Genomic DNA, 23,057 nt, shown 5'->3' with positions numbered 1-23,057 from the left:
CCGTTCGTCGGCGTGCCTATGACGACCTGCTGTGCGTGAATCAGCTTGGTGCGCCCGGAAATGCTGGCAAATTCGACCGCGGCGGGCGCGGAAGCGCGGGGTGAGAGCTGTGGCGGGCAAGTCGGCCAGGCCGTCCGCCGACCAGGGCAGGCGGCGGCGAATGTCGAGCGGGCGCTGTGGCCTGGCCTGGTCGGTGACCAGGGGGCGTGATGAGGTCAGCCGCGGACGGGCAGGACCAGTTGGGCGCCGGTGACGGGGTGGTTCAGGACTTCGACGGGGTGTTGGTAGACGCGGGTCAGGAGGTCGGTGGTGAGGACCTCGCGGGGTGGGCCGTCGGCGGCGATGCGGCCGGATTCGAGGACGGCGACGCGGTCGGCGTAGGCGGCGGCGATGCCGAGGTCGTGCAGGACGACGACCACGGCGGCACCCGCTTGGGCGCGGGTGGTGGCCAACTGGAGGACCGCTTCCTGGTGGCCGAGGTCGAGGGCCGCGGTGGGTTCGTCGAGGAGCAGGGTGCCGGTGTCCTGGGCGAGCACGCGGGCCAGCGCGACGCGGGCGCGTTCACCGCCGGACAGGGTCGGAAACGACCGGGCGGCAAGGTGTTCGACGTCGGCGGCGGCCATGGCGGCGGCGATGCGTTCGTCATCGAGTTCGCGTCGCTCGGTGCGCAACCACGGCGCCCGGCCCATCGCGATGACTTCGCGGGCCGTGAATGGGAAACCGACGGTGTGGTTTTGCGGGAGCACCGCACGACGCCGCGCCATATCCAGCGGCGACCAATGCGTCAGCGCCTGCCCCTCGAGCTCAACTGCCCCTTCAGCGGGCGTCAGCTCCCCGGCCAGCGCGGCAAGCAACGTGGACTTGCCCGCCCCGTTGGGCCCGACCAGCGCGACGATCTCACCCGCGACAACATCGAAGTCCACCGCCTCGAGCACCCGCCGCTGCGCGGTTTTCGCCCCCCGCCGATCCACGCTCACCCCCCGCGCCCGCAACGTCACCGCCCCCTTCTCCGGCGCAACAGGCAATTCATGTGTCCGCGCGAACACCTGCCGAACCCCGCTCACACCCCACCCCCGGCCCGCTCGCACGCGGCACTAGCCGAAGCGTCGAAACATGTTGCGCCGCAGGTGTGCAACCGCATCATGCCCACCCTCCCGCGCGCGCACGGGTGCGGCGGAGCAGCCAGAAGAAGAACGGCCCGCCGATCAGCGAGGTGAGCATGCCGAGGGGGAGGTCGGCGTTGTGGACCAGGGAGCGGGCGGCGACGTCGGCGGCGAGCAGGACGACGGCGCCGAGGATGGCGCTCAGCGGGATCAGGACGCGGTGGGCGGGGCCGACCAGCATCCGGACGAGGTGCGGGACGATGAGGCCGACGAACATGACGATGCCGGTGAACGCGACGCCCGCGGTGGCGAGGATGGCGACGACCAGGATGACGTTGCGGCGCAGTCGTTCCACGTCGACGCCGAGGTGACGGGCGGAGGCCTCGCCGAGGGCGAGCAGGTCCAGGCGCGGGGCGATGAGGATGGCTGCGGTGACGCCGAGGGCGGTGAGGATGGCGACGATGGTGACCGAATCCCAGGTGGCGCCGTTGAGCGAACCCAACTGCCAGAACACGATCTGATCGCGCGCGGCGGGGTTGGCGACGAACAGCAGGAACGCGAGCAATCCACCCGCGAACGCATTGATCGCGACGCCGGTGAGCACGAGGGTGACCACCTCGGTCCGCCCGTCGGAGCGGGCGAGCAGGTACACCAGCAGCGTGGTGGCCAGCCCCGCGGCGAACGCGGCCGCGGCCACCGACCAGGCGGCGACGAACGCCCCACCGACCACGATGACGGTGCCCGCACCGACCGCGGCACCGGCGGAAACACCGATAACGCCGGGCTCGGCAAGGGGATTGGCGAACACCCCCTGCAACAACCCGCCCGCGGTCGCGAGCGCCGCCCCGACCAGCATGGCCAGCAACACCCGCGGGAACCGCACCTGCCACAGCGTCACCTCACCGGCAGGGTGCGCGGGCAGCGGACCCCAGTCCAGCCCGATCCGGTGCAGCACACTGCCCGCAACCTCGGCGGGGGTGGTCGGCACCTGCCCGATCGCAGCGGAGGCCAGCGCGAGCGCGATCAACCCGATGATGGCGACCGCGAAAACCAGTGTCGTGCGCGAACGTCCGCGCGATTTCGGCGCGGGCGGCACAGTCGGCGAAACGGACGGTTCGGACTTGGCGACGGCGGATTCGGTCATGCGAGCCGCCGGGTCATGCGGGCTTGGTGCCGTACACGGCCCCGGCCAGGGCGGTGATCACCCGTCCGGTGTTGGGTCCGTAGCTCAGGATCACCTGGTCCGACATGTCGACGACCCGCTTGTTGCGCCCGGCCGGAGTCTGCGCGATACCCGGCACCTTCTCCAGTCCGTCCACTCCGCCAACGGATTTCAACCCGTCCGACATGACGAGCAGCAGATCGGGCGCGGCAGCGATCATGGCCTCGCTGGTGATCGTGATGAACGGTTCGGACAGCGCGGCGCCCGCGTCCTGCCCGCGGAGTGCGGCAATCAGCGAATCCGCCCCGGAACCAGGCCCGGCAAGCATGGTGATGGCGGTGCTGCGCAGATACAGGAACGCCATCTTCAGTGCCGGATCTTGTTTGGGCACAGCGGCGATGGCGGCGTCGATCTCGGCGCGGGTGCGCTGCCCGAGCGCCTTGCCTTGCTCGGGCACACCCAAAGCGGTTGCCACGGCCTCGATTTGGGGGACGACACCTTCCATGGTGCGCTTCGGATCGGCGAAGACGACATTGACCCCTGCCGCGCGCAACTGCTCACGCAGCTGCGGCGTCACGGTGACGTCGTCGGTCAGGAACACCGAAGGGCGCAGCGCCAGTAGGGCTTCCAGATTCAACGCGCCGTTGCCGCCCGCCACGTTCGGCACATCGCGAATGGCGGGGATGGCGACGGAGCTCCGGCCGATCAGCTTGGATCCCAGGCCGAGCGCGTACACGATCTGCGAGAGGGTGCCGTAGCGATCGACCGCGATGATGCGGCTCGCATCGGTGATGGTGACGTCCGCGCCGTCGAACGAGCGCACGGTGACCGGCAGTACCGGCGTCGGTTCCGGCCCGATCGGCACCGGATCGAGGTCGGTCAGCGTCGCGGTGGCCGGTCCGCGCTGTCCGGCGCCGGTCGCGGCGGTGTCCGTTCCGCACGCGGCCGAGACCACGACCAGCGTCACCGCGAACACCGCGAATACGCAACGCGACCATCCGGATCGGACACCCGTGTGCCGCTGCGTTCGGACGGACGGGTCGCCGGACGTCGCATGCTTCATGTAGGTAAGCCTAAGACGTGCGGTGCGGCGACCGGCATCGGGTCGTCGGCGACCGGGGCGCTCCAGCGAATTGTCATCGCGCGGTTCCCGGCCGTTCGGATGGACGGCAGTGCTCATTCGATACGAGCGCTCACATCGTCCAGCGCCGCGGCGATCGCTCGCGGCAATTCGAGCGCCTCGGCGGCAAGCACCCCGGTGAGCTGTCCGATATCGCGAGCTCCGACGATCATGCTGGCCACGCCGGGACGATCGCGGATCCAGGCCAGTGCGACGGCTAACGGTGAAGTACCTAACCCGTCCGCGGCGGTGACCAGTGCATCGACCACCCGCGTCGCGCGTTCGTCGAGACTGTCGCGGATGTCCGCGGCCGTCGACTCGTCCGCGCCCCGCGAATCCGCGGGGACGCCATCGCGATACTTGCCGGTGAGAATCCCACCGGCAAGCGGCGCGGAGGCGATCACCCCGACTCCGTGGTGCAGCGCGGCGGGCACGAAATCGGTCTCCGCGTCCCGCGCCAGCAGCGAGTACGGCGTCTGCGCGACGCTGATCGGCGTAACGGCGGCCAGGCTCGCCAGCTGCCACGCGCCGAATCCGCGCACACCCGCGTACCGAACCTTCCCGGACCGCACCGCCTGTTCGAGGGTGGCCGCGACCTCGTCGAGCGGGGTCCGCGGATCCCACACCGCGACATTCCAAATGTCGAGGTGGTCGGTACCGAATTCGAGCAACGTCCGATCGAGCTGACGCAGCAGCGCCCGCCGCGAGGTATCGACGGCGGTCTTGGTCGTCGCGTCCGGCACGGCGGGACCGGCGGGCGCGGGCGTGACCCGCGGCGCGAGACCAGCACATCCACTGAGCACCAGATCGTCACGGGACACCAGATCACCGAGCAGTTCGGCCAGGATCCGCTGCGCGCCGCCACCGGCGTACGCGGGGGAGGTGTCGACGAGCGTGCCGCCCGCCTCGACGAAGGCCACCAGCTGCACGGCGGCCTCGTCGGCATCTGTATGCGAACCCCAGGTATGGGTCGCAAGACCTATCCGGGACACCCGTAGGCCGCTGCGGCCGACCGTCCGTTGTTCCATCACCGCGTCCGCGCAATCGTCACGGCGCCAAGCCTAGAGCGTGCACCGGTGTCCGGACGCCTACCCGCACAGTGGCTCGCGCGTCGTTCTCGATACCGGTGCGCGCATGCCGGTACGGCCGCGACACTGTACTGTCGCTGCGGGATTGCGCCGGTGCTCACTCGCCTGCGACCCACCTATTGACCAATTGCCCAGTCGGAACGGTTATTTCGGGCAAGAACACGCGGAGGCGGCCATGAGACACCAGGAGACCGTGTGACGGGCGAATCGATGACCTGGATACAGGCGCTCGTCCTCGGCCTGGTGCAGGGGCTCACCGAGTTCCTGCCCATCTCGTCGTCGGCGCATCTGCGGATCGTGTCTGGGGTGTTCTTCGGCGACGACGCGGGCGCTTCGTTCACCGCGGTGACCCAGCTCGGCACCGAGGCCGCCGTCCTGGTGTATTTCGCCAAGGACATCTGGCGGATTCTGCAGGCCTGGTTCGGCACTGTGCTCGGCAAGCTGTCGTCGCGGCAGACGGTACCGATCACCGATCAGGTGACGACGCGGCTGCCCGTGGTCACCATGGGGCAGGCCGATCGCTACTTCGATGCGGAGCGGCAGCGCGAGCTGGACTACCGGATCGGCTGGTATGTGATCATCGCCACCATCCCGATCGGCGTGCTCGGCTTCCTGCTCAAGGACGTGATCCGCACCGCGGCTCGCAACCTGTGGCTGATCTCGTTCATGCTGATCGCGTTCGCGCTGGTCATCGCGGCGGCGGAGTATTACGGACGCAAGCTGCGCCCGCTCGAGCAGCTCACCACCCGCGATGGGCTGGTGATGGGTTTCGCGCAGTGCCTCGCGCTGATTCCCGGTGTGTCGCGTTCGGGTGCCACCTCGTCGGCCGGTCTGTTCCTCGGGCTGACTCGTGAAGCGTCCGTGCGGTTTTCGTTCCTGCTCGCGATTCCGGCGGTGACCGCGTCGGGGCTGTTCAGCATTCCGGATGCGTTCAAACCGGCGGGTGACGGGCTCAATGCCAGCGGCGCGCAGTTGATCGTGGCGACGTTGCTCGCGTTCGTGGTCGGCTACGCGTCGGTGGCGTGGCTGCTCAAATTCGTTGCGAAGCATTCGCTGGACTGGTTCGTCGGCTACCGCATCGTGCTCGGCCTGACCGTGATGGGACTGCTGGCGACGGGTGTCGTGTCGGCCACATGAACTCTGCATCGCGTAGCGAGTCCAGCGGCGGGCTTAGGCTGACTGTATGACGGTGATTCTGCTCCGCCACGGAGTCTCGACCTCGAACACCGCCCACACGCTGGCCGGTCGGAGCACCGGCGTCGAGCTGACCGAGCGCGGCAACGATCAAGCCAAGGCCGTCGCCGACCGGCTCGCCAGGCTGCCGATCGAACGCATCGTGCACTCTCCGCTATTGCGCTGTCAGCGAACGGTGGCGCCGCTCGCGGAGAAATTGGGGCTGGAACCGGTCTTCGACGACCGGCTGATCGAGGTCGATTACGGCGAATGGACCGGGCGTCCGATCGCCGAATTGCTCAGCGAGCCACTGTGGAAAGTGGTGCAGCGGCACGCTTCCGGCGCGGTATTTCCGGGCGGCGAGGGGCTGGCGCAGGTGCAGACCCGCGCCGTCGCCGCGCTGCGCGAGCACGATCGGGCGCTGGCCGAACAGCACGGGCACGACGTGCTCTGGGTGGCCTGTACCCACGGTGACGTCATCAAATCCGTGCTGGCCGACGCGTTGGGCATCCATTTGGACGGATTCCAGCGGATCATCGTCGAGCCCGCCTCGATCAGCGTCGTCCGATACACGCCGACCGCGCCCTATGTGTGGCGGCTCAACGACACCGGCACCGACCTGTCCGCGTTGGCGAATCAGCCACGCCCCACTCCCGCTTCCGGCTCCGATAAACAAGACGCCGAGGTCGATACCTCCGGGCCCGTTCCCGGCGGCGAGCTGGGTAGTGCGGGGAGTGGGGATAATGGGAATGCGGAGCGCTGAGATTCCTTGTACACGGATAGTTGGCGTTGTATCCCAGCGCCGTGGGTAGTCGATCAGGGTCACGTATCAGGAGGTGCATGTGTCACGCGAAATCCATGTATTCCGCACCCCCGATCGTTTCGTCGCCGGGACCGTCGGTGAGCCGGGCGATCGTTCGTTCTACCTGCAGGCCATAGAGGAACCGCGGGTTGTCAGTGTGTTGCTGGAGAAGCAACAGGTGAAGGTGCTCGCCGACCGGATGGGTTTGCTGTTGGACGAGGTGGCTCGCCGGTTCGGTGCCGAGGTGCCGCCGCAGGCCGAGGATATCGGCGATACCGCGCCGCTGGTGACGCCGGTGGACGCGGAGTTCCGGGTCGGCACCATGGGGCTCGGCTGGGATGCCGACGCGAATGCCGTGGTTGTCGAGCTGCTGGCGATCACCGAAACCGAGGTCGACGAGTCGGTGGTGCTCGACGATACCGAGGAGGGGCCGGACGCGGTCCGCGTATTCCTCACCCCGATCCAGGCGCGGGAGTTCGCGCTGCGGTCCACCAGGGTGATCGCGGCGGGGCGGCCGCCGTGCCCGCTGTGCGGGGAGCCGCTGTCGTCGCGGGGGCACATGTGCGTGCGCACCAACGGGTACAAGCGCGGCGATATCTTCGGCGCGGCCGAACTAGAGGAGTGATCGGTGACGCGGGCCGGGGACCGGTTCCACAGCGGCTCGCTGACGGTGATCGGGCGGATCAGCACTGCCAGTAACGTGACCCTGGTTTGCGACATTCTCGATGACGGTGCGGCGCCACTGCGGGTGGTCTACAAGCCGGTGCGGGGCGAACGGCCGCTGTGGGACTTTCCGGACGGCACGCTCGCCGGGCGTGAAGTGGCGTCCTATGAGATTTCCGCCGCGGTGGGGTGGGGGGTGATTCCGGAGACGATTCTGCGGGACGGGCCCTATGGCGTCGGGATGGTGCAGCGCTGGGTCGAAGGGGTGGACAACCACACCGAGCAGGGTGATCGGCTCGACCTGGTCGATCTGGTCTCGCCCGGCGCGGTGCCCGACGGGTTTCGTGAGGTGTTGCGGGCACAGGATCCGGCGGGCAACGAGGTGTCGCTCATTCACGCCGACGATCCGCGGTTGCAGCGGATGGCGGTGCTGGATGTGTTGCTGAACAATGCTGACCGCAAAGGCGGGCACGCGTTGGAAGGTGTGGACGGGCAGGTGTACGGCGTCGATCACGGCATCTGTTTGCACGCCGAGCACAAATTGCGCACTGTGCTGTGGGGATGGGCAGGGCAGCCGCTCAGCGACGCGCTGGTCGCCGATATCACCGCGTTCGCCAAGGAACTGCCGGGCGCGGTCGCGGACGTGCTGTCCGAGCACATCACCGACGCCGAGATCGAGGCGTTGGTCGACCGTACGCAGGAGCTGGTCGACGATCCGGTGATGCCGACGCCGCGTACGGCCCGGCCGATTCCGTGGCCCGCCTTCTGAATTCAGTCGGCGGTTTCTCGGCAGTGCCTGCGAACCTGCACGCTGTGCCGATCCACGGGTGATTCTCGCCTCGGGTCGGCGTTGGCCGGGCGGCAGCGAGCTCAGAAGGAATACGGGCCGAAGCGGCCCCAAGCGACGAACACGGCAATGGCGAGATAAACCAGATTCAACAGCGCGACCTTCGCTCCGCCATCGCGCAGGTGAGTAATCATCGCGCCGATCATCAATACGACCCAGCAGGCGGCGGTGACCGGCACCAGGACAGGTGCGATGTCGAGAACGGCAGGCAGGATCAGGCCGACCGCGGCCAGAATCTCGAGAATCCCGAGGGCTTTGATGTACCCGGCACCCACGCCGCCGGTCCATTCCCCACCCCGGGTGGCGGCCAGTTTCGCCTTGGGCACGAATGCTTTGGTGATCCCGCCTGCCAGCGCGATTGCCGTCAACAGTCCGGTGGCGATCCACAGCGCGAGGTTCATGATGTTCTCCTTCATAATTGCGGGCGGCTCTGAGCCGGCCGGTTGCATCCGAACTGGCTCGCCGACGAGCTGACATTCGAACGGCAACCACGTCGACCGCCTGATGAACTCACCAGGCGCCCATAAGACGCCGCCATGCCGCTCCCCGTGACACCTCACCCGCGTGACGTACGCCATAGCCGTGTGCCGCACGCCAAAGCCGCACCCCTCTGGAGTTCCGCGTGTGGTGAGTGATGCTGCGGCGCTGGTTCACTCAGCGCGGCGGTCCCGCGTGCGGCCGATTCGGCAGCCCGTGCAGGACTGCATCGGGTGCCGATCGCGGGCGATGGCACCGTCGGCCAACTCGGGTTTTCCCATTGCCCTCGTGGGGCCGGGACGCTACCGTCAGCGGTTGGTTCGATGGCGCGCGGTGCCGCGCGGCGGTCTCCTGGACAGCTGATTCTGCGAGAGCGAAAACCTTGACATCCCATGATTTGCTGGAAAACGCAGGTCGGGAGCGGCAGGTCAGGGGCTTACGGCGGGCTCTGGGCCGGGGCGGGGCGCGATGATCTCGACCACACCTTTACCCTCGAATCATGCAGTCCTGGTCCGATACCGCCCTACCCACCATCCCCGGAGCAGGGCCACCGTTGCGGTTGTACGACACCGCCGACCGTCAGGTGCGGCCGGTGACACCCGGTGCCACCGCCACGATGTACGTCTGCGGGATCACCCCCTATGACGCGACCCATCTCGGTCACGCCGCCACCTACCTGACCTTCGATCTGGTCAACCGCGCGTTGCGCGACGCGGGCCACGAGGTGCACTACGTGCAAAACGTGACCGACGTGGACGACCCGCTGTTCGAGCGGGCCGAGCGCGACGGCCTGGATTGGCGCGACCTGGGCACCCGCGAGATCAACCTGTTCCGCGAGGACATGTCGGCGCTGCGCATCGTGCCGCCGCGCGAGTACGTCGGCGCCATCGAATCCGTCGACGAGGTCATCGAATTCGTGCAGAAGCTGCTCGCTTCGGGCGCGGCGTACGTCGTCGACGACGCGGAGTTCCCCGACGTGTACTTCCGTGCCGATGCCACCGAGCAATTCGGCTACGAATCCGGCTACGACCGCGCCACCATGGAGCGGCTGTTCGCCGAACGCGGCGGCGACCCGGACCGCCCCGGCAAGCGCGACACCATCGACGCTCTGCTGTGGCGTGCCGAGCGTCCCGGCGAGCCGTCCTGGCCCGCCCCGTTCGGAGCCGGACGTCCCGGCTGGCACATCGAGTGTTCGGCGATCGCGCTCAACCGGATCGGCCCCGAGTTCGACATTCAGGGCGGCGGCAGCGACCTGATCTACCCGCACCACGAGTACTCCGCCGCGCACGCCGAGTCGCTCATCGCGGGCCGCCGCTTCGCGCGCCACTACGTGCACGCCGGTCTGATCGGCCTGGACGGCGAGAAGATGTCGAAGTCCAAGGGCAACCTCGTACTGGTCTCCACGCTGCGCCGCGGCGGCGTCGACCCGGCCGCCATCCGGCTCGGCCTGCTGGCCGGCCACTACCGCCAGGACCGCATGTGGACCGACGCGGTACTGGAGCAGGCCAAGGCTCGCCTCGACCTGTGGCGCCGCGCCACCGCCCTGGCGTCCGGCCCCGCCGCCGCCGACACCATCGCCCGCCTCCGTCAGCATGTGAACGACGACCTGGACACCCCGAAAGCCCTGGACGCCGTGGACAACTGGGCCCGCCAGGCACTCGACTACGGCGGCTCCGATCCCGAAGCCCCGTCCGCCGTCGCCGCGGCGGTAGACACCCTGCTCGGCATCAGCCTGTAATCCGCCTGCGGGTTCGGCGGAAATGGTTGCCGGGGCCGATGTTCCGTGATGTGGTACTGCGGTGTGCAACATTCCCGGGCGGGGCTTGATCGGGCGGCGAACGATGCTGAGCGGTGCACTCGGTGCGGGCGTGTTGCTGGCGGCGGGCCGGTTGACCGCGTCCGCCGAGCCGGGTGCGCCGCAGACCGTGGCCGCTCGGCAGCGGTTCTTCGGAGTCGACACCGTCGACGCGGCGACCGGTGCGGTGCGGGCGGATCGGGTGGTGCTGGCGTGGGTGGGGTGCACGACCTATGCGATGGCCATCGGCGGGTCGGTGTTCCTGCTCGACGCGTGGGTGCCTCGGCTGACCAGTACCGGATATGTGCCCGCCACGCCGCAGGATCTGGCGGACCTCGCGCCCGAGGCGATCTTCATCGGGCACGGGCATTTCGATCATGCGGGTGATGCCGGGCGGATCGCGCAGGCGTCCGGCGCGGTGGTCTACGGGACTGCCGACCATGGGGTGAATATCAGCGCGCAGGTGAGCGATCCAGGGTTTCGGACCGTCGCGCTCGGTGACGGGAACGCACTGCCGGGGGAGCGGCACGACTTCACCGTCGGTGCGGTCGAGGTGACCGCGATCCGGCACCTGCACTCCGCGCTCACCGCGCCGGAACGTCCCGGCGGCTCGTCCCCGTTCTTCCCGATGCCGGAACTCTGTGCCCTGGTCCAGCATCCGCCGACCCTCGCCGGTGTCTTGCAGAGCGTCCCGCGCCTGAACGACCCCGAGGGCGGATCCCTGCTCTACCAATTCCGTGTCCCCGGTTTCTCGCTGGTCTGGCACGACTCCACCGGCCCACTCACCGAGAAGGCGCCGAACGTCTTCGACGCCTTCGCCGCCCTACCCCCGACCGACCTGCAAATCGGCGCCGTCCAAGGCTTCAACCAAATCACCAACGGCCTACGCGACCCCCGCCGGTATATCGAAGCCATCGCCCCCACCCTGTTCGTCCCCACCCACCACGACAATTGGCTCCCCGGCATCACCGCGGGAGCCGCCAGCTACGACCCACCCCTGCACGACGAACTCACCCGCATCCCCGCCCCCCAACGCCCCGAACTCCGCTCCCTCCACGACCCCGCCGACTACATCCGCCCCGACCGCCTCACCTTCGCCTTGTAGTCGGCCAACGAATTGCCGACCCCGCCAACATTTTTTCACCTGACACCCAAGTTCCTGTTGCGGAAAAGAATTCGACGTTCGGTGCTCATTTCAGCCGGAGGACCAGCTTGCCCCCGGGTCGGCCGGACAGGCTCAGTTCCGCGGCGGCACGCCAGTCCGCCAACGGGACAGCGCGCGCGACCGGCACCGTGAACCTGCCCTCCGCGGCCAACCGCGCGTACTCGCCGAGCACCGGACTGGGGTCGTGGACCGCGTTCTCGCTGAACTGTGTGCGCACACCAAGCTCGTGGCCCGCGGCGGAGTTGCCGAGGGTCAGCACGTCTGCCGGTTTGCCGACCGTTGGAATGATTTCGGGCAGGCAGTCGCTCACCGGCGCCGTATCGAGGGCGAGGTCGACCCGGCCACCGGCCAGCTCCAGGACCCGGTCGGCCATGCCTTCGCCGTAGTCGGTGACCTGGGCGCCCAGCGCGCGCAACGCGTCGGCATAGGTCTTGCCTGCCGAGGCGATGACCCGGGAGCCCTTCCGCAGCGCCATCTGCACCGCGGCATACCCGACGGTGGTCCCCGCGCCGTTCACGAATGTGGTGACGCCCTCGGCGGATTCGGGGACGCCGAGTCCGGGATCAGCCGACGAGTGCTGGCTGTGGACCCCCTCGCGGGTGGTGCGAGAACGGGAGTCGGTGCTGCTCGGCTACGCGATGGTGGTGATTTCGGCTGGGGCGGTGGGTTGGTGGACTTCCGGGGTCGGCTCGGGGGAGTAGAGGCGGTCGATGTCGGGGGCGTATTTGGTGGCGATGGGGGTGCGGCGGAGTTTCATGGTGAGGGTGATCTCGTCGCCGCCGGGTTCCCAGAAGGTGGGCAGGACGGTGAAGCGTTTGATCTGTTCTACCCGGGATAGTTTGGTGTTGCCTGCCGCGACGCCGCGGGCGATTTCGGCGATCACGCCGGGGTCGGCGGCGAGTGCGGCGGCGGAGGCGTCGGGTAGACCATGTTGGGCCGCATAGGGTTCGGCGGTTTCGGCGTCGATGACGATGAGTGCGGTATTGAAGGGGCGGCGGTCGCCGATGGTGGCGATGGCGCCGATCAGTGGCGTGGCGGCCTTGATGGCGTTCTCGATGTTGGCTGGGGACATATTCTTTCCGGCGGAGTTGATGATGAGTTCCTTTTTGCGGTCCACGACGCGCAGGTAGCCGTCGGCGTCCTGGGTGAGGATGTCGCCGGTGTGCAGCCAGCCGTCGGCGTCGAGGGCTTCGGCGGTCTTGACCGGTTCCGCGCGGTAGCAGCGCATGATCGACGGGCCGCGGATCAGGAATTCGCCGTCGTCGGCGATGGTGGCTTCGAGGCCCGGCAGCAGCCTGCCGACCGTGCCGAGCCTGGCCTCGTGCGGCGGGCTGACGGTGGCGATGCAGGTCACCTCGGACATGCCCCAGACTTCGGAGATAGGGATGCCGAGGCCGAAGAAGAAGCCGAGCGTCTCCGGCGGGATCGGCGCTGCACCCGACATCGCCCACTTCACTTGGTCCAGGCCGAGTTTCGCGCGCAGCGTGGACAGCACGGCGGCGTCGGCCTTCGCCCATTCGGCGGCGAGCGCGTCGTCCATCGGTGCGCCGGAGAGTTCTGCGGCGGCCTTGCGTGCGGCGACGCGCAGACCCCATTGCAGCGCCGCGCGGGTGGCGTCGTCGGGTTCGTTGGCGACCGCGAATTCCAGTGCGGCCTTGAACTTTTCCCACACGCGTGGGACCGCGCCCCAGATCGTCGGCCTGGCGTCGAGCAGCGCGCCGAGCAGTTGGTTGCGGTCGGGCACGACCGTGAGTTGCGTGCCGAAGACCTCCTGCAGGTATAGGGCGGTGAATCGGTCGGCCATGTGCGCGGTCGGCAGATACGACGTCTGCCGGTCACCGAATTCGACGGGCAGCACCGTGGCGAAGGCGTGCGCGTCGAACAGGAGGTTGGCGTGGGTGAGCTCGACGCCCTTCGGATTGCCGGTCGTTCCGGAGGTGTAGCACAGCGTCACCACGTCGTCCGGCTGGACCGCGCGCCAACTCGCCTCGAAGTCGAAGTCGCTGCGCCCCAACGCTTTCAGCTCCTCGACGCTGAGTGTCCCAGCCGGTGCGCCATCGAGGCAGACGATGGTCTCGATCGGCACCCCGCACGACCGGATCCGGTCCACATACTGTGCCTCGCAGATCACCACCCGATTGCCCGCGTTGCCGAACACGTAGTTCAACTGCTCGGGGACAAGCGTGTTGTATACGGAAAACGAGGTGGCACCGGCATGCTGCGCACCCACCTCGAGCGGATAGAACTCGACCCGATTAGCCATCATCAACGCCACTGTGTCGCCGCGTCCGACGCCGAGCGCACTCAACCCCGCCGCGATCTCCCGCACCTGCGCGGCATAGTCCCGCCAGGTCAAACTCTGCTCGCCGCCGATCGACCGGACCGCAACCGCGTCGGGGTCGATGGACGCGACACGCTGAAACGCGGCACAGGAGGTATTCGGTTCGGACATGACGCAACCCCGTTCAAACAGCTTTCCATCTCTCTGAGACGGTAGAGGCAACGAAAGCGACACGGGAACAGTTCTGTCGTTTTCCCACAGTCGCGTTACCGCTGTCGAGGGGCCTTCTGAGGTTTGCCGCGCGCCCTCGGGCGGTAGTTCGGATGCGGTGATGAGCGCGGCGATGCGGGATGCGTTCGATCCGCAGGACACGCTCCACGAGCTGGGCCTGCTGGCTGTGCCTGAATCGCTTGTGACACAACCGATGTGGCATCTCGGCCCATCCATCGCGAGGCATTCAGGGTCGCGGGGGCGTCTACACATAGGGCGTGGTGGTGGTTACGGCGTGGAAGCCGATTCCCAGGTCGCGCCGTCCGGGAGGTTCAGCGGTGCCCCGCGCAACTGCTCGTCGTAGGTCGCGAGCAAGCTGGTGATGTCTGCCACGACTGAACAGTACGAGCCCGTGACGACTGGTTTTTCGCGCTACGGCGTCGGCGGTTCACATTAGACACCTACCCCGTAGGGGTATATGGTCGAGCTTGCCGACGGCGCGCGTCGACTCGATCGAGCCGAGCTTTCCGAACGAGGAGTGAGGTACGTGAACCACGACCAGCAGCACCGCAACCCACCACGCCGTACCGCCGTCCTAGACATGCGCGGCGTCCGCTGGGCCAGCCAAGCCAACGTCGTCACCGCCGTACTCCGCCGCAGGCCGGGCGTGCTCGACGTATCCGCCAACCCAACCGCCCAGACCGCCACGGTCGCCTACGACCCCACCCGCACCTCGGTCGCCGAACTCGCCGGCTGGATCCGCGACTGCGGCTACCACTGCGCGGGCCGCTCGGTCCCCACCCACCTCTGCGATCCGCTGCTCGAGCCGCGCAGCGACGGTCACGCGGACACGGTCACGACCGCAGGTGATCCGATTCAGGTCGTCGATCCCGGCGACTACGCCGGGCACGGTGATCACGTTGGGCACGGTGATCACGTTGGGCACGGTGATCACGTTGGGCACGGTGATGACGCTGGGCAGGGTGATGACGCTGGGCAGGGTGATCACGTTGGGCAGGGCGGTCACGCTGAGCACGTGGGCCACGCTGGGCAGGGCGATCACGCTGAACACGGCGGCCGCGCTGAACACGGCGGCCGCGCTGAACACGGCGGCCGCGCTGAACACGGCGGCCGCGCTGAACACGGCGGCCGCGCTGAACACGGCGGCCACGCTGGGCTGGGCGATGACGCTGGGCACGGCGATCACGCGGAGCAGGGCGGTCACGCCGGGCATGCGGGGCACGCTGGGATGTCTATGGCGGACATGGCTGCTGATATGCGGAATCGGTTTGTGGTGGCGGCGGTGTTCGCGGTGCTGGTGATGTTGTGGTCGCCGATGGCTACCGACATGTTCGGGGTGCATCTGCCGGTGCCGTTCGGGATGCGGCAGGACATTTGGGCGCTGGTGCTGAGTTTGCCGGTGATCTTTTATTCGTCGGTGATCTTCTTCACCGGTGCGGTGGCGGCGTTGCGGGCGCGCACGTTGGACATGATGGTGTTGGTCGCGGTGGGGATCGGCGCCGGCTGGCTGTATTCGCTGGCGATCACGCTGACCGGCGGCGGCGAGGTGTTCTACGAGGCCTCGACGATGCTGGCAACCTTTGTGCTGCTTGGTCATTGGTTCGAGATGCGGGCTCGCGGCGGAGCTAACGATGCCATCCGCGCGCTGCTGGATCTGGCGCCGCCGAAGGCGGAAGTGATCCGCGACGGTGTGCCGGTGGAGGTGCCCACCGCCGAGGTGGTGGTCGGTGACCTGCTGCTGGTACGGCCGGGCGCGAAGATCGCCGTCGACGGTGTGGTGGCGGAGGGCGACAGCGAGGTCGACGAGTCGATGGTGACCGGCGAGAGCATGCCGGTGCACAAGGAACCGGGCTCGACCGTCATCGGCGCGTCGTTGAACACCAACGGCACGCTGCGGGTGCAGGCCACCAAGGTCGGCGCGGATACCGCGCTGGCGCAGATCGTGGAATTGGTTCAGCAGGCACAGAATTCGAAGGCGCCGGGTCAGAAGTTGGCCGACCGCGCGGCCTTCTGGTTGGTGCTGGTCGCATTGTTCGGCGGCGCACTGACCTTCGTTGTGTGGCTGCTCGTCGGCGCCTCGTTCGCCAAGGCGATGCTGTTCGCGATCACCGTGGTGGTGATCACCTGCCCCGACGCCCTCGGCCTGGCTACCCCGACCGCGATCATGGTCGGCACCGGCCTGGGCGCGAAACGCGGTGTGCTGTTCAAGAACGCGCTCGCCCTGGAATCCGCCGCCCGCATCCAGACCGTGGTGATGGACAAGACCGGCACTCTGACCAAGGGTGAACCGGAAGTAACCGATGTGGTTACCGCCGAGGGATATTCAGTCGACGATGTCCTTCGCTTGGTCGCCGCCGTCGAACGCGAATCCGAACACCCCCTGGCCGCCGCAATCGTCCGGCACACCGAAACCCGCGGCGCAGCAATATCGGTCGAGGACGGGTCCGACTCCACCTCCGGTGTATCGGTCAAGGTCGGCGGAGACCGCACTAGCGAGGGTTCCGAAAATGGCGGCCGCGCAACAGAGTCCGCAGCCAAGTCGACGCTCCATTCCGGCCACGCGACCATTTCCGGCGATCGCGCCGTCGGCGGAACGTACCTCGATGCCCCTGGCAGCGGAGCGAATATGTCCGCTGACGGATCCGGAAGTGTTCTGGGCCGCGGGGTTGTCGGTGAGGCGGATGCGTCCACCGACGGGTCCGGAAGTGTTTTGGGCCGCAGCGCCGTCGGCGAGGCGAGGGTGTCCGCTGACGGCGCCGGGAACGTGCTGCGTCACGGCTCCGTCGGTATCGCGAATTCGTCTGCCGGCAAGTTCGAGAACGTCCCCGGTCATGGCGCTATCGCCGAGGTAGACGGCCACCGTGTCGTTGTCGGCAACCGGCGGTTGTTCGAACGTGAGCGCATCGACCTCGGATCGCTTGCCGCGCACCGTGATCGACTGGCCGACTCCGGTCACACCGCCGTCCTCGCCGCGATCGATGGCACCGCCGTCGCGGTGATCGCCCTCGCCGACGCACCGCGCGACACCTCCGCCGCGGCGGTCGCCGAATTGCACGACCTCGGTATCGAAGTGGTGATGTTGACCGGCGACAACGGCGCCACCGCCGAACGCATCGCCGCCGATCTCGGCATCGATACCGTCATCGCCGAGGTCCTGCCCGGCGACAAGGCCGCGAAAATCGCTGAGCTGCAACGTGCTGGCCGCAAGGTCGCCATGGTGGGCGACGGCGTCAACGATGCCCCCGCATTGGCGGGCGCGGATCTTGGTATCGCCATCGGCGCGGGCACCGACGTCGCCATCGAAGCCGCCGACCTCGTGCTGATGCGCTCGGACCCACTCGACGTCCCCACCGCCCTGCGCATCGGCCGCGGCACCCTGCGCAAGATGCACCAGAACCTGGCCTGGGCCGTCGGCTACAACACCATCGCCCTGCCGATAGCCGCAGGCGTCTTCGTCCCGGCCTTCGGGTTCACCCTGCGCCCGGAGATCGCCGCCATGTCGATGTCGGGTTCCAGCATCATCGTCGCCTTGAACGCGGTCTCCCTCAAACGCCTGCGCCTTCCGGGCCAGAGCAAGACCGGTGTCTGATGTAAGGACAGCGAGCCGGCCGTGAACGCGCCGCCAGCCGTGATCGTCGTCGGTCAGTCGTGCAGATGAGAGCCTTGCTCGAATGGCGATCGCGACCCATTCGAGCGTTGCGATCGCCATCTCGGTCTGGCCGACATTGATCTGGTATTGCTGGCCGTGTCCCTGCTGCGGGTCAGCGCCAGGTGCCCACCGACGCCGAGCACTTCATTGTTGACCGCTACAGACGGTTCGCCCGCAGCATGCTCGCCATCATCGCCCCGGTAACAGGCTCGTGCTGTACATGTCTGAGACACTGACCTAGATTCGGTGAGCATGAACACGATTGAGCTCACCGCACCGGATGGACGGCTCGAGGCGATCCTGGCGCGGCCGTCCGGGGAAGGGCCGTGGCCGGGCGTGGTGGTGATCCACGATGGGGTGGGGTTCAGCGCGGATCTGCGGCGGACCGTGCGGATGCTGGCCGATTACGGGTATCTGACGATCGCGCCGAATCTGTTCTCGCGCGGCCGGGTGCGCTGCATTCGGACGATCTACCGCGCGCTGGTGTTCACCGGCGACGGGCCACCCGTGCGTGACGTCATGGCGGCGCGCGACCGGCTCGTCGCCGAACCCGATTGCACCGGCCGCACCGCTGTGATCGGTTTCTGCATGGGCGGTGGGTTCGCGCTGCTGGTCGCGCCGAAGGGTTTCGACGCGTCCGCGCCGTTCTATCCGTCGCTGTACGGCGACTACCGCGCGATGCTCGACGGCGCCTGCCCGGTGGTCGCCAGCTATGCCCAACGCGACCCGATCCTCATCGGCGCGCCACGCAAACTGGACGACGCGTTGACCGACCTCGGCGTGGACCACGACATCAAGGTCTATCCGAAGGTCACCCACGCCTTCGCCAACGTCACCCCCGTCGACCCGCTACTGCGCGTCACCGGCCTCGGATACAACGAGGACGCCTCCCGCGACGCCTGGCAGCGCATCTTCAGCTTCTTCGACACCCACCTCACCGGCACCGAAAACCCCTGACCCAGCAGCTTTCTGGAACCTCAACGGAGCTATCGAACTCACGGATCGCCGCCCGCCGACGAAATCAACCGCCGCGGGTGCAGACGCCGCTAGCAGCACTAGCGTTCAAGATCACGAACCAGGAAGGGCAGGTGGTGCTACTCGCCGCGCCATTGTGGGGCGCGCTTCTCGGCGAACGCGCGAGGCCCCTCCAAAGCGTCCTTGCTGATGAACACCGGCCCGGCTTCTTCCAGACTCATCTGCCAGATCGGGGTATCCCAGTCGGAGCCGAAGTCGTTGACGCGGTGCATGATTCGCTTGGACGCGCGCACCGACATGGGTGCGTTCGCGGCGATCGTAGCGGCAAGTTCGAGTGCGACGGTCAGCACCTGATCGGCGGGCACCACCCGGTTGACCAGCCCCCAGTGCGCCGCGCTGGCGGCATCGATCGGTGTACCGGTCAACGCCATCTCGAGCGCGATCTTCGGCGGTACCGCGCGCGGCAACCGCAGCAAACCGCCTGCCGCGGCGACCAATCCGCGCGTTACCTCGGGCAGGCCGAGTGCGGCGTCCTCGCTCATCACCGCGAGGTCACTGGCCAGCACGATCTCGGTGCCGCCACCGAGGGCGAACCCGTTGACGGCCGCGATGAGCGGCTTGTCCACGAAATGCTGTACCAGACCGGCGAATCCGTACTCCGGATGCGCCGTATCGTGAATCACGTTGCCGCGGGCCAACTCTTTGAGGTCGGCGCCGGCGCAGAACGCGCGCCCGGCCCCGGTGATCACCCCGACCCGCAGCTCCGGATCGGTGGCGAGTTCGTCCAGTGCGGCACCCACCGCGCTCGACAGTTCGGCATTCACCGCGTTCATCGCCTCGGGGCGATTCAAGGTGATGACGGCGATGTGCCCCTTGCGTTCCAGCGTGGCTGCGGCGGTCAAGGTGGGCCCTCCTTCAGACGGTCCTTCGAACCTACCGGGACAGTGCGGGGCCATCGTGCCAGATCCCGGTCAGCGGGCCCGCGCACCGCTCTTCGACCCGCGCCGCGCGGCGGGCAATGACCCGGCCGGGCACCGGCCCCGTGCAAGACTTGGCGCGTGAGTGGGCCGAGCGAAGACATCCAGCACAACACCAGCAAACCGGACGCGAAGACGGGCAAGGGCAGTCACGCGGTACCGGATCGCGGCGACGTGATCGGGTCCGGAATCATCTGGCTCGCCAAATGGTCGCTGTGCGTTGTCGCGATCGCGGCGGGCGCGTGGGTGCTGATGTATCTGCTCGCGAAGCTGTGGGTGGTGATCTTGCCGGTCGCGCTGGCGATTGTCATCGCGACCGTGTTGTGGCCGCCCACTCGCTGGCTCACCCGACGGGGCCTGCGCCCGGCGCTGGCGGCGACCATCACGATGGTGGTGTTCGTCGGCGTGCTGGCCGGCGTCATCGCGCTGATCGTGCCGTCGGTGGTGGACCAGGCGCCCGACCTCGCCGACAAGTCCACCGCGGGTGTCAATCAGGTGCGGGACTGGATGCAGGGGCCGCCGCTGCGGATCCGCGACGAGCAGCTCAACTCCGCGGTCGACGCGATCGTGTCCCGGCTGCAGTCGAGTGCCGCGCAGATCGCGGGTGGCGTGTTCAGCGGGGTGTCCACGGCGACATCGGTGCTCATCACACTGTTTCTGGTGCTCGTGCTGAGCTTCTTCTTCGTCAAGGACGGGCCGCGGTTGCTGCCGTGGTTGCACGGGGTGCTCGGCAGCCGCAGCGGCCGTCACGTCGAGGAGGTGCTGAATCGGGTCTGGGGCACCCTCGGCGGTTTCATCCGGACCCAGGCGCTGGTCAGTTTGATCGATGCGGTGTTCATCGGGGCGGGGCTGGTGATCCTCGGGGTGCCGTTGGCGCTGGTGCTCGCGGTGATCACGTTCATCGGTGGTTTCGTTCCGATGGTCGGCGCGTTCGTGGCCGGTGCGCTCGCGGTGCTGGTCGCGCTGGTCGGTAATGGGTTCACGACCGCGTTGATCGTGCTCGGCATCATCGTCGCGGTGCAGCAGCTGGAAGGCAATGTGCTGCAACCGGTTTTGCAGAGCCGCAGCATGAACCTGCACGCGGTGCTGGTGTTGCTCGCCGTCACCGCGGGCGGCTCGCTGTACGGCATCGTCGGTGCGTTCCTCGCCGTCCCGGTCGTGGCGGTGGTCGCGGTGGTGGTCCGCTACCTCGGCGAGCAGATCGATGTGGTCACCGCCGCGCCCGTGTCGCCGGACGACGAGGCCGAACCAGCGCCGGAGTAGATCAGTCGGTCCGGCGGGCCGCCTCGAGCGCGGCGAGGGCACCGGCGAACATGGTCTTCTTGATGGCGCCGAGCGTGCCGGGATCCTTGCCGCCGAGCGGGGCGAGCATGGCGAGGGCGGTGTCGGTGATCGCGCCGTCGGCGGCGGTGGCGTCGACGATATCGACTGCCAGCGCGTCGGTTCCGCCGAAGCGACGGCCGGTGGTCATCGAGGCGACCGCGGTCTTCGGGGCGAGCTTGGCCTGGATGAGCGCGGCCATCCCCTCGGTGAACGGGATGCGGATGTCGACCTCGGGAAAACAGAAATAGCCGCGATCGGCGCGCATCACCCGGTAGTCGTGGGCGATGGCCAGCATGGCGCCCGCGCCGAAGGCGTGACCGGGCAGGGCGGCGACGGTGGGCACGGGCAGGGCGAGCACCCGCGCGAACAGTGCCTGGACCTCGCCGACATACCACTGGGTGCGGTCGCCATTGGCGCCGAGCCAGTCCAGGTCGAGACCGTTGGAGAAGAACTTTCCGCCGGCCGTGGTGACCAGGCCCTGCGCTCCGTCGGCGAGCACGGTGTCGAGGTGGGCGTTCACCGCGTCGAGAAAGGCTGGTGAGAAACGATTTTCGTCGTTGCCCAGGTCGAGGACGGCGATCTTGTCGTGGTAGCTCAGGGTCGGCATGGCATTCCTTTTGTCGAGAGGTGGGAGAGTATGCGTGTGTCATGGTGGCGGGCCGAGCGCGAGCACGGCCCGCACCGCGGCCCGGAGTTGCTCGGCGGCCAGGGGATTGGTGAAGCGGTTGCGGCGCAACAGAATAGCGGTGGGCAGGTCGACCAGACAGAGATTGAGCACATCGACCGCGCGACCGTCGCCGCGGCCCCACAGGTGCCGCGAAAGCCGAATCATCAACTCCACCAGCACCTTGTCGGTCTCCGCGAGCTCGGTCGCGACGGCATCGGGTACCTCGCCGAGCAGTTCATCGCGTTCGATGGTGAGCAGTAGCCGCGACGACACCGGGAACTTCTCGGCGAATACCACCGGCGCCTCGGCCGCGGCGACCACCGCCTCGACGCCGTCCTGTCGATCGGGTCCGTCCAGCACGCCGTCGACCAACGCGGACTGCAACGCCAGAAACCGACGCGCCGCCCGCAGCCAGGTGCGCCCGAGCAACTCCGATCGAGAACCGAACGTGTGATAAATCGCGCCATTGGACACCCCGGTCGCCGCGGCGACCGCACGCGTGGTGACCGCGGCCGGGCCCGATCGCACGGCCAGCGACTCCGCGGCATCGAGAACGATGTCGGGATCGTGGGTGCGGGGACGAGGCATGCGACCACAATAACAGAGCGACCGCTCTGCTATTCGGCGGCATCGGTGTCGACGCCCGATTCGCGCGATTGGTCGGCGTATGCTCGCGGGTCGCTAGCGTTCCTTGTCTGCCTTGGTAGTTGGGGGCGGGGTGCGCACAGTCCCCGCGCGCGCAGCCTGCCTCGACACGTCAAGTGCGCGGGTGCTCGGTCAGTCTCTGATGCTCGTGCGCTATCAGGTAGCTCTACGCGTGCGGCCGACTTCGACACGTCGAACACACCCCTCGATTGCGCACGCGCACTACATATTTCGCCTGGTAACAGGTACTTGGGGTCGCTGGAACAGGGTTCCGGTGGCTTGACTATCCTCGTACGAGCCGACGAGACAATGGGGTACTGTTCGGTCCTCCCACCCCTGCCCGAACGAACAGAACGGCGCCCGGCATGTCACGTGTGGTCACCAAGGAGCAGTACTTCGACACGGCTCTGGAGGTGCTCGCCGAACTCGGTTTCAAGGGGCTCAATATCGGTGTGCTGTGCCGTCGGCTCGGGGTCACCAGCGGCTCGTTCTATCATCACTTCGGCAGCTGGCAGGGCTTCGTCGACGCGCTGTTAGAGCACTGGGAGAACCGGCAGGTGCTGATCCTGCGCACGCTGAAGTTCAACCAGGGCAACCCCGATGACGACATCCGCGCCATGTCCGACCTCGCCGCGGGCCTGCACCACGCCGCCGAAGCCGCGATCCGCGCCTGGGCGGGCAACGACGAATCGGTGAACCTGGCGCTCAAGCGGGTCGACGAATCCCGCAGGCGCACAGTGCACAAGGCGATCAAGGGCGTCGTCGGCAACGACGACACCGCCGCCGTGGTGACCTCGCTCGGGATGGCGATGCTGATCGGCTACCAGCAGATCGCCGCGGGCGGCGAAAACCTCTCCCTGGACAAACTGCTCAACGAATACGCACGCCTGATCTACTCACACGCGCGCCGCTGA

Annotated in this window: 21 protein-coding genes and 1 pseudogene; 12 read left to right on the top strand and 10 right to left on the bottom strand. The window is 67.9% G+C overall.

From position 1 onward, the window contains the following. Positions 1-60: 60 nt before the first annotated feature. On the top strand, positions 61-210 hold the full coding sequence (locus ACIBCN_RS23790; protein WP_396993807.1) for a hypothetical protein: 150 nt from the start codon (positions 61-63) through the stop codon (positions 208-210). Positions 211-215: 5 nt separating this feature from the next. Here ACIBCN_RS23790 and ACIBCN_RS23785 read toward each other — a convergent pair whose 3' ends face one another. The 4 genes from ACIBCN_RS23785 to ACIBCN_RS23770 all read right to left on the bottom strand — a co-directional run bounded on the left by ACIBCN_RS23785 (position 216) and on the right by ACIBCN_RS23770 (position 4,413). Further along, entirely contained in the window at positions 216-1,064 is an 849-nt protein-coding gene (locus tag ACIBCN_RS23785) for a heme ABC transporter ATP-binding protein (protein ID WP_396993806.1), read from the bottom strand. Positions 1,065-1,140: 76 nt separating this feature from the next. Continuing rightward, positions 1,141-2,247, bottom strand: a complete 1,107-nt coding sequence (locus ACIBCN_RS23780) for a FecCD family ABC transporter permease (RefSeq protein ID WP_396993805.1) — start codon at positions 2,245-2,247, stop codon at positions 1,141-1,143. Between the two features lie 13 nt (positions 2,248-2,260). Continuing rightward, positions 2,261-3,328 (bottom strand): hemin ABC transporter substrate-binding protein, encoded by a 1,068-nt coding sequence (locus ACIBCN_RS23775; protein ID WP_396993804.1) that lies wholly within the window; start codon positions 3,326-3,328, stop codon positions 2,261-2,263. 113 nt (positions 3,329-3,441) lie between these two features. Beyond that, positions 3,442-4,413 carry an aldo/keto reductase gene (locus tag ACIBCN_RS23770; RefSeq protein ID WP_396993803.1) on the bottom strand — a complete coding sequence of 324 codons (972 nt, stop codon included), beginning with the start codon at positions 4,411-4,413 and terminating at the stop codon, positions 3,442-3,444. 270 nt (positions 4,414-4,683) lie between these two features. Here ACIBCN_RS23770 and ACIBCN_RS23765 point away from each other — a divergent pair, with 270 nt between their 5' ends. From ACIBCN_RS23765 to ACIBCN_RS23750, 4 genes are all read left to right on the top strand, one after another. Beyond that, on the top strand, positions 4,684-5,610 hold the full coding sequence (locus ACIBCN_RS23765; RefSeq protein WP_396993949.1) for an undecaprenyl-diphosphate phosphatase: 927 nt from the start codon (positions 4,684-4,686) through the stop codon (positions 5,608-5,610). A gap of 46 nt (positions 5,611-5,656) precedes the next feature. Continuing rightward, complete coding sequence (locus ACIBCN_RS23760) at positions 5,657-6,409, top strand: histidine phosphatase family protein (protein WP_396993802.1); 753 nt, start codon at positions 5,657-5,659, stop codon at positions 6,407-6,409. 79 nt (positions 6,410-6,488) lie between these two features. Continuing rightward, positions 6,489-7,073, top strand: a complete 585-nt coding sequence (locus tag ACIBCN_RS23755) for a DUF3090 domain-containing protein (RefSeq protein ID WP_396993801.1) — start codon at positions 6,489-6,491, stop codon at positions 7,071-7,073. Between the two features lie 3 nt (positions 7,074-7,076). Continuing rightward, a complete protein-coding gene (locus ACIBCN_RS23750; RefSeq protein WP_396993800.1) occupies positions 7,077-7,880 on the top strand; it encodes an SCO1664 family protein in 804 nt (267 codons plus the stop codon). A gap of 101 nt (positions 7,881-7,981) precedes the next feature. Here ACIBCN_RS23750 and ACIBCN_RS23745 read toward each other — a convergent pair whose 3' ends face one another. Further along, on the bottom strand, positions 7,982-8,407 hold the full coding sequence (locus ACIBCN_RS23745; RefSeq protein ID WP_396993799.1) for a DoxX family protein: 426 nt from the start codon (positions 8,405-8,407) through the stop codon (positions 7,982-7,984). A 527-nt stretch (positions 8,408-8,934) separates the two neighbouring features. Between ACIBCN_RS23745 and mshC the strand changes: the two genes are divergently transcribed. Together mshC and ACIBCN_RS23735 are read left to right on the top strand one after the other, a co-directional pair. Continuing rightward, positions 8,935-10,173 carry a cysteine--1-D-myo-inosityl 2-amino-2-deoxy-alpha-D-glucopyranoside ligase gene (gene mshC / locus ACIBCN_RS23740; RefSeq protein ID WP_396993798.1) on the top strand — a complete coding sequence of 413 codons (1,239 nt, stop codon included), beginning with the start codon at positions 8,935-8,937 and terminating at the stop codon, positions 10,171-10,173. Positions 10,174-10,276: 103 nt separating this feature from the next. Then, positions 10,277-11,335 (top strand): MBL fold metallo-hydrolase, encoded by a 1,059-nt coding sequence (locus ACIBCN_RS23735; protein ID WP_396993797.1) that lies wholly within the window; start codon positions 10,277-10,279, stop codon positions 11,333-11,335. Between the two features lie 85 nt (positions 11,336-11,420). Here the strand turns inward: ACIBCN_RS23735 and ACIBCN_RS23730 are convergent, their stop codons facing one another. Both ACIBCN_RS23730 and fadD11 read right to left on the bottom strand, forming a co-directional pair. Next, the gene (locus ACIBCN_RS23730) at positions 11,421-11,912 is read right to left on the bottom strand and encodes a zinc-binding dehydrogenase (RefSeq protein ID WP_396993796.1); all 492 of its coding nucleotides are present in this window, start codon (positions 11,910-11,912) and stop codon (positions 11,421-11,423) included. 114 nt (positions 11,913-12,026) lie between these two features. Beyond that, entirely contained in the window at positions 12,027-13,847 is a 1,821-nt protein-coding gene (gene fadD11 / locus ACIBCN_RS23725) for a fatty acid--CoA ligase FadD11 (RefSeq protein WP_396993795.1), read from the bottom strand. 517 nt (positions 13,848-14,364) lie between these two features. Between fadD11 and ACIBCN_RS23720 the strand changes: the two are divergent. The 3 genes and pseudogenes from ACIBCN_RS23720 to ACIBCN_RS23710 all read left to right on the top strand — a co-directional run. After that, a pseudogene (locus tag ACIBCN_RS23720) lies at positions 14,365-14,604 on the top strand (heavy-metal-associated domain-containing protein); the annotation flags it as partial. A 39-nt stretch (positions 14,605-14,643) separates the two neighbouring features. Continuing rightward, positions 14,644-17,496 carry a heavy metal translocating P-type ATPase gene (locus tag ACIBCN_RS23715; protein ID WP_396993948.1) on the top strand — a complete coding sequence of 951 codons (2,853 nt, stop codon included), beginning with the start codon at positions 14,644-14,646 and terminating at the stop codon, positions 17,494-17,496. A gap of 312 nt (positions 17,497-17,808) precedes the next feature. Then, on the top strand, positions 17,809-18,513 hold the full coding sequence (locus ACIBCN_RS23710; RefSeq protein ID WP_396993794.1) for a dienelactone hydrolase family protein: 705 nt from the start codon (positions 17,809-17,811) through the stop codon (positions 18,511-18,513). Between the two features lie 137 nt (positions 18,514-18,650). Here ACIBCN_RS23710 and ACIBCN_RS23705 read toward each other — a convergent pair whose 3' ends face one another. Next, complete coding sequence (locus tag ACIBCN_RS23705; protein WP_396993793.1) at positions 18,651-19,487, bottom strand: crotonase/enoyl-CoA hydratase family protein; 837 nt, start codon at positions 19,485-19,487, stop codon at positions 18,651-18,653. Positions 19,488-19,610: 123 nt separating this feature from the next. Here ACIBCN_RS23705 and ACIBCN_RS23700 point away from each other — a divergent pair, with 123 nt between their 5' ends. Then, positions 19,611-20,771, top strand: coding sequence for an AI-2E family transporter (locus tag ACIBCN_RS23700; protein ID WP_396993947.1), 1,161 nt, complete (start codon positions 19,611-19,613; stop codon positions 20,769-20,771). 1 nt (position 20,772) lies between these two features. Here the strand turns inward: ACIBCN_RS23700 and ACIBCN_RS23695 are convergent, their stop codons facing one another. Continuing rightward, positions 20,773-21,438: an enoyl-CoA hydratase-related protein gene (locus tag ACIBCN_RS23695; protein WP_396993792.1), complete on the bottom strand. Its 666-nt coding sequence runs from the start codon at positions 21,436-21,438 to the stop codon at positions 20,773-20,775. A gap of 39 nt (positions 21,439-21,477) precedes the next feature. After that, positions 21,478-22,086: a TetR family transcriptional regulator gene (locus ACIBCN_RS23690; protein ID WP_396993791.1), complete on the bottom strand. Its 609-nt coding sequence runs from the start codon at positions 22,084-22,086 to the stop codon at positions 21,478-21,480. Positions 22,087-22,508: 422 nt separating this feature from the next. Between ACIBCN_RS23690 and ACIBCN_RS23685 the strand changes: the two genes are divergently transcribed. After that, on the top strand, positions 22,509-23,057 hold the full coding sequence (locus ACIBCN_RS23685) for a TetR/AcrR family transcriptional regulator (RefSeq protein WP_396993790.1): 549 nt from the start codon (positions 22,509-22,511) through the stop codon (positions 23,055-23,057).

It is taken from the genome of Nocardia sp. NPDC051052, assembly GCF_044456045.1.
Taxonomy (GTDB): Bacteria; Actinomycetota; Actinomycetes; order Mycobacteriales; family Mycobacteriaceae; genus Nocardia.
The sequence above is the reverse complement of the archived record's forward strand: the minus strand, read 5'-3'. Positions and strand labels throughout refer to the sequence as shown.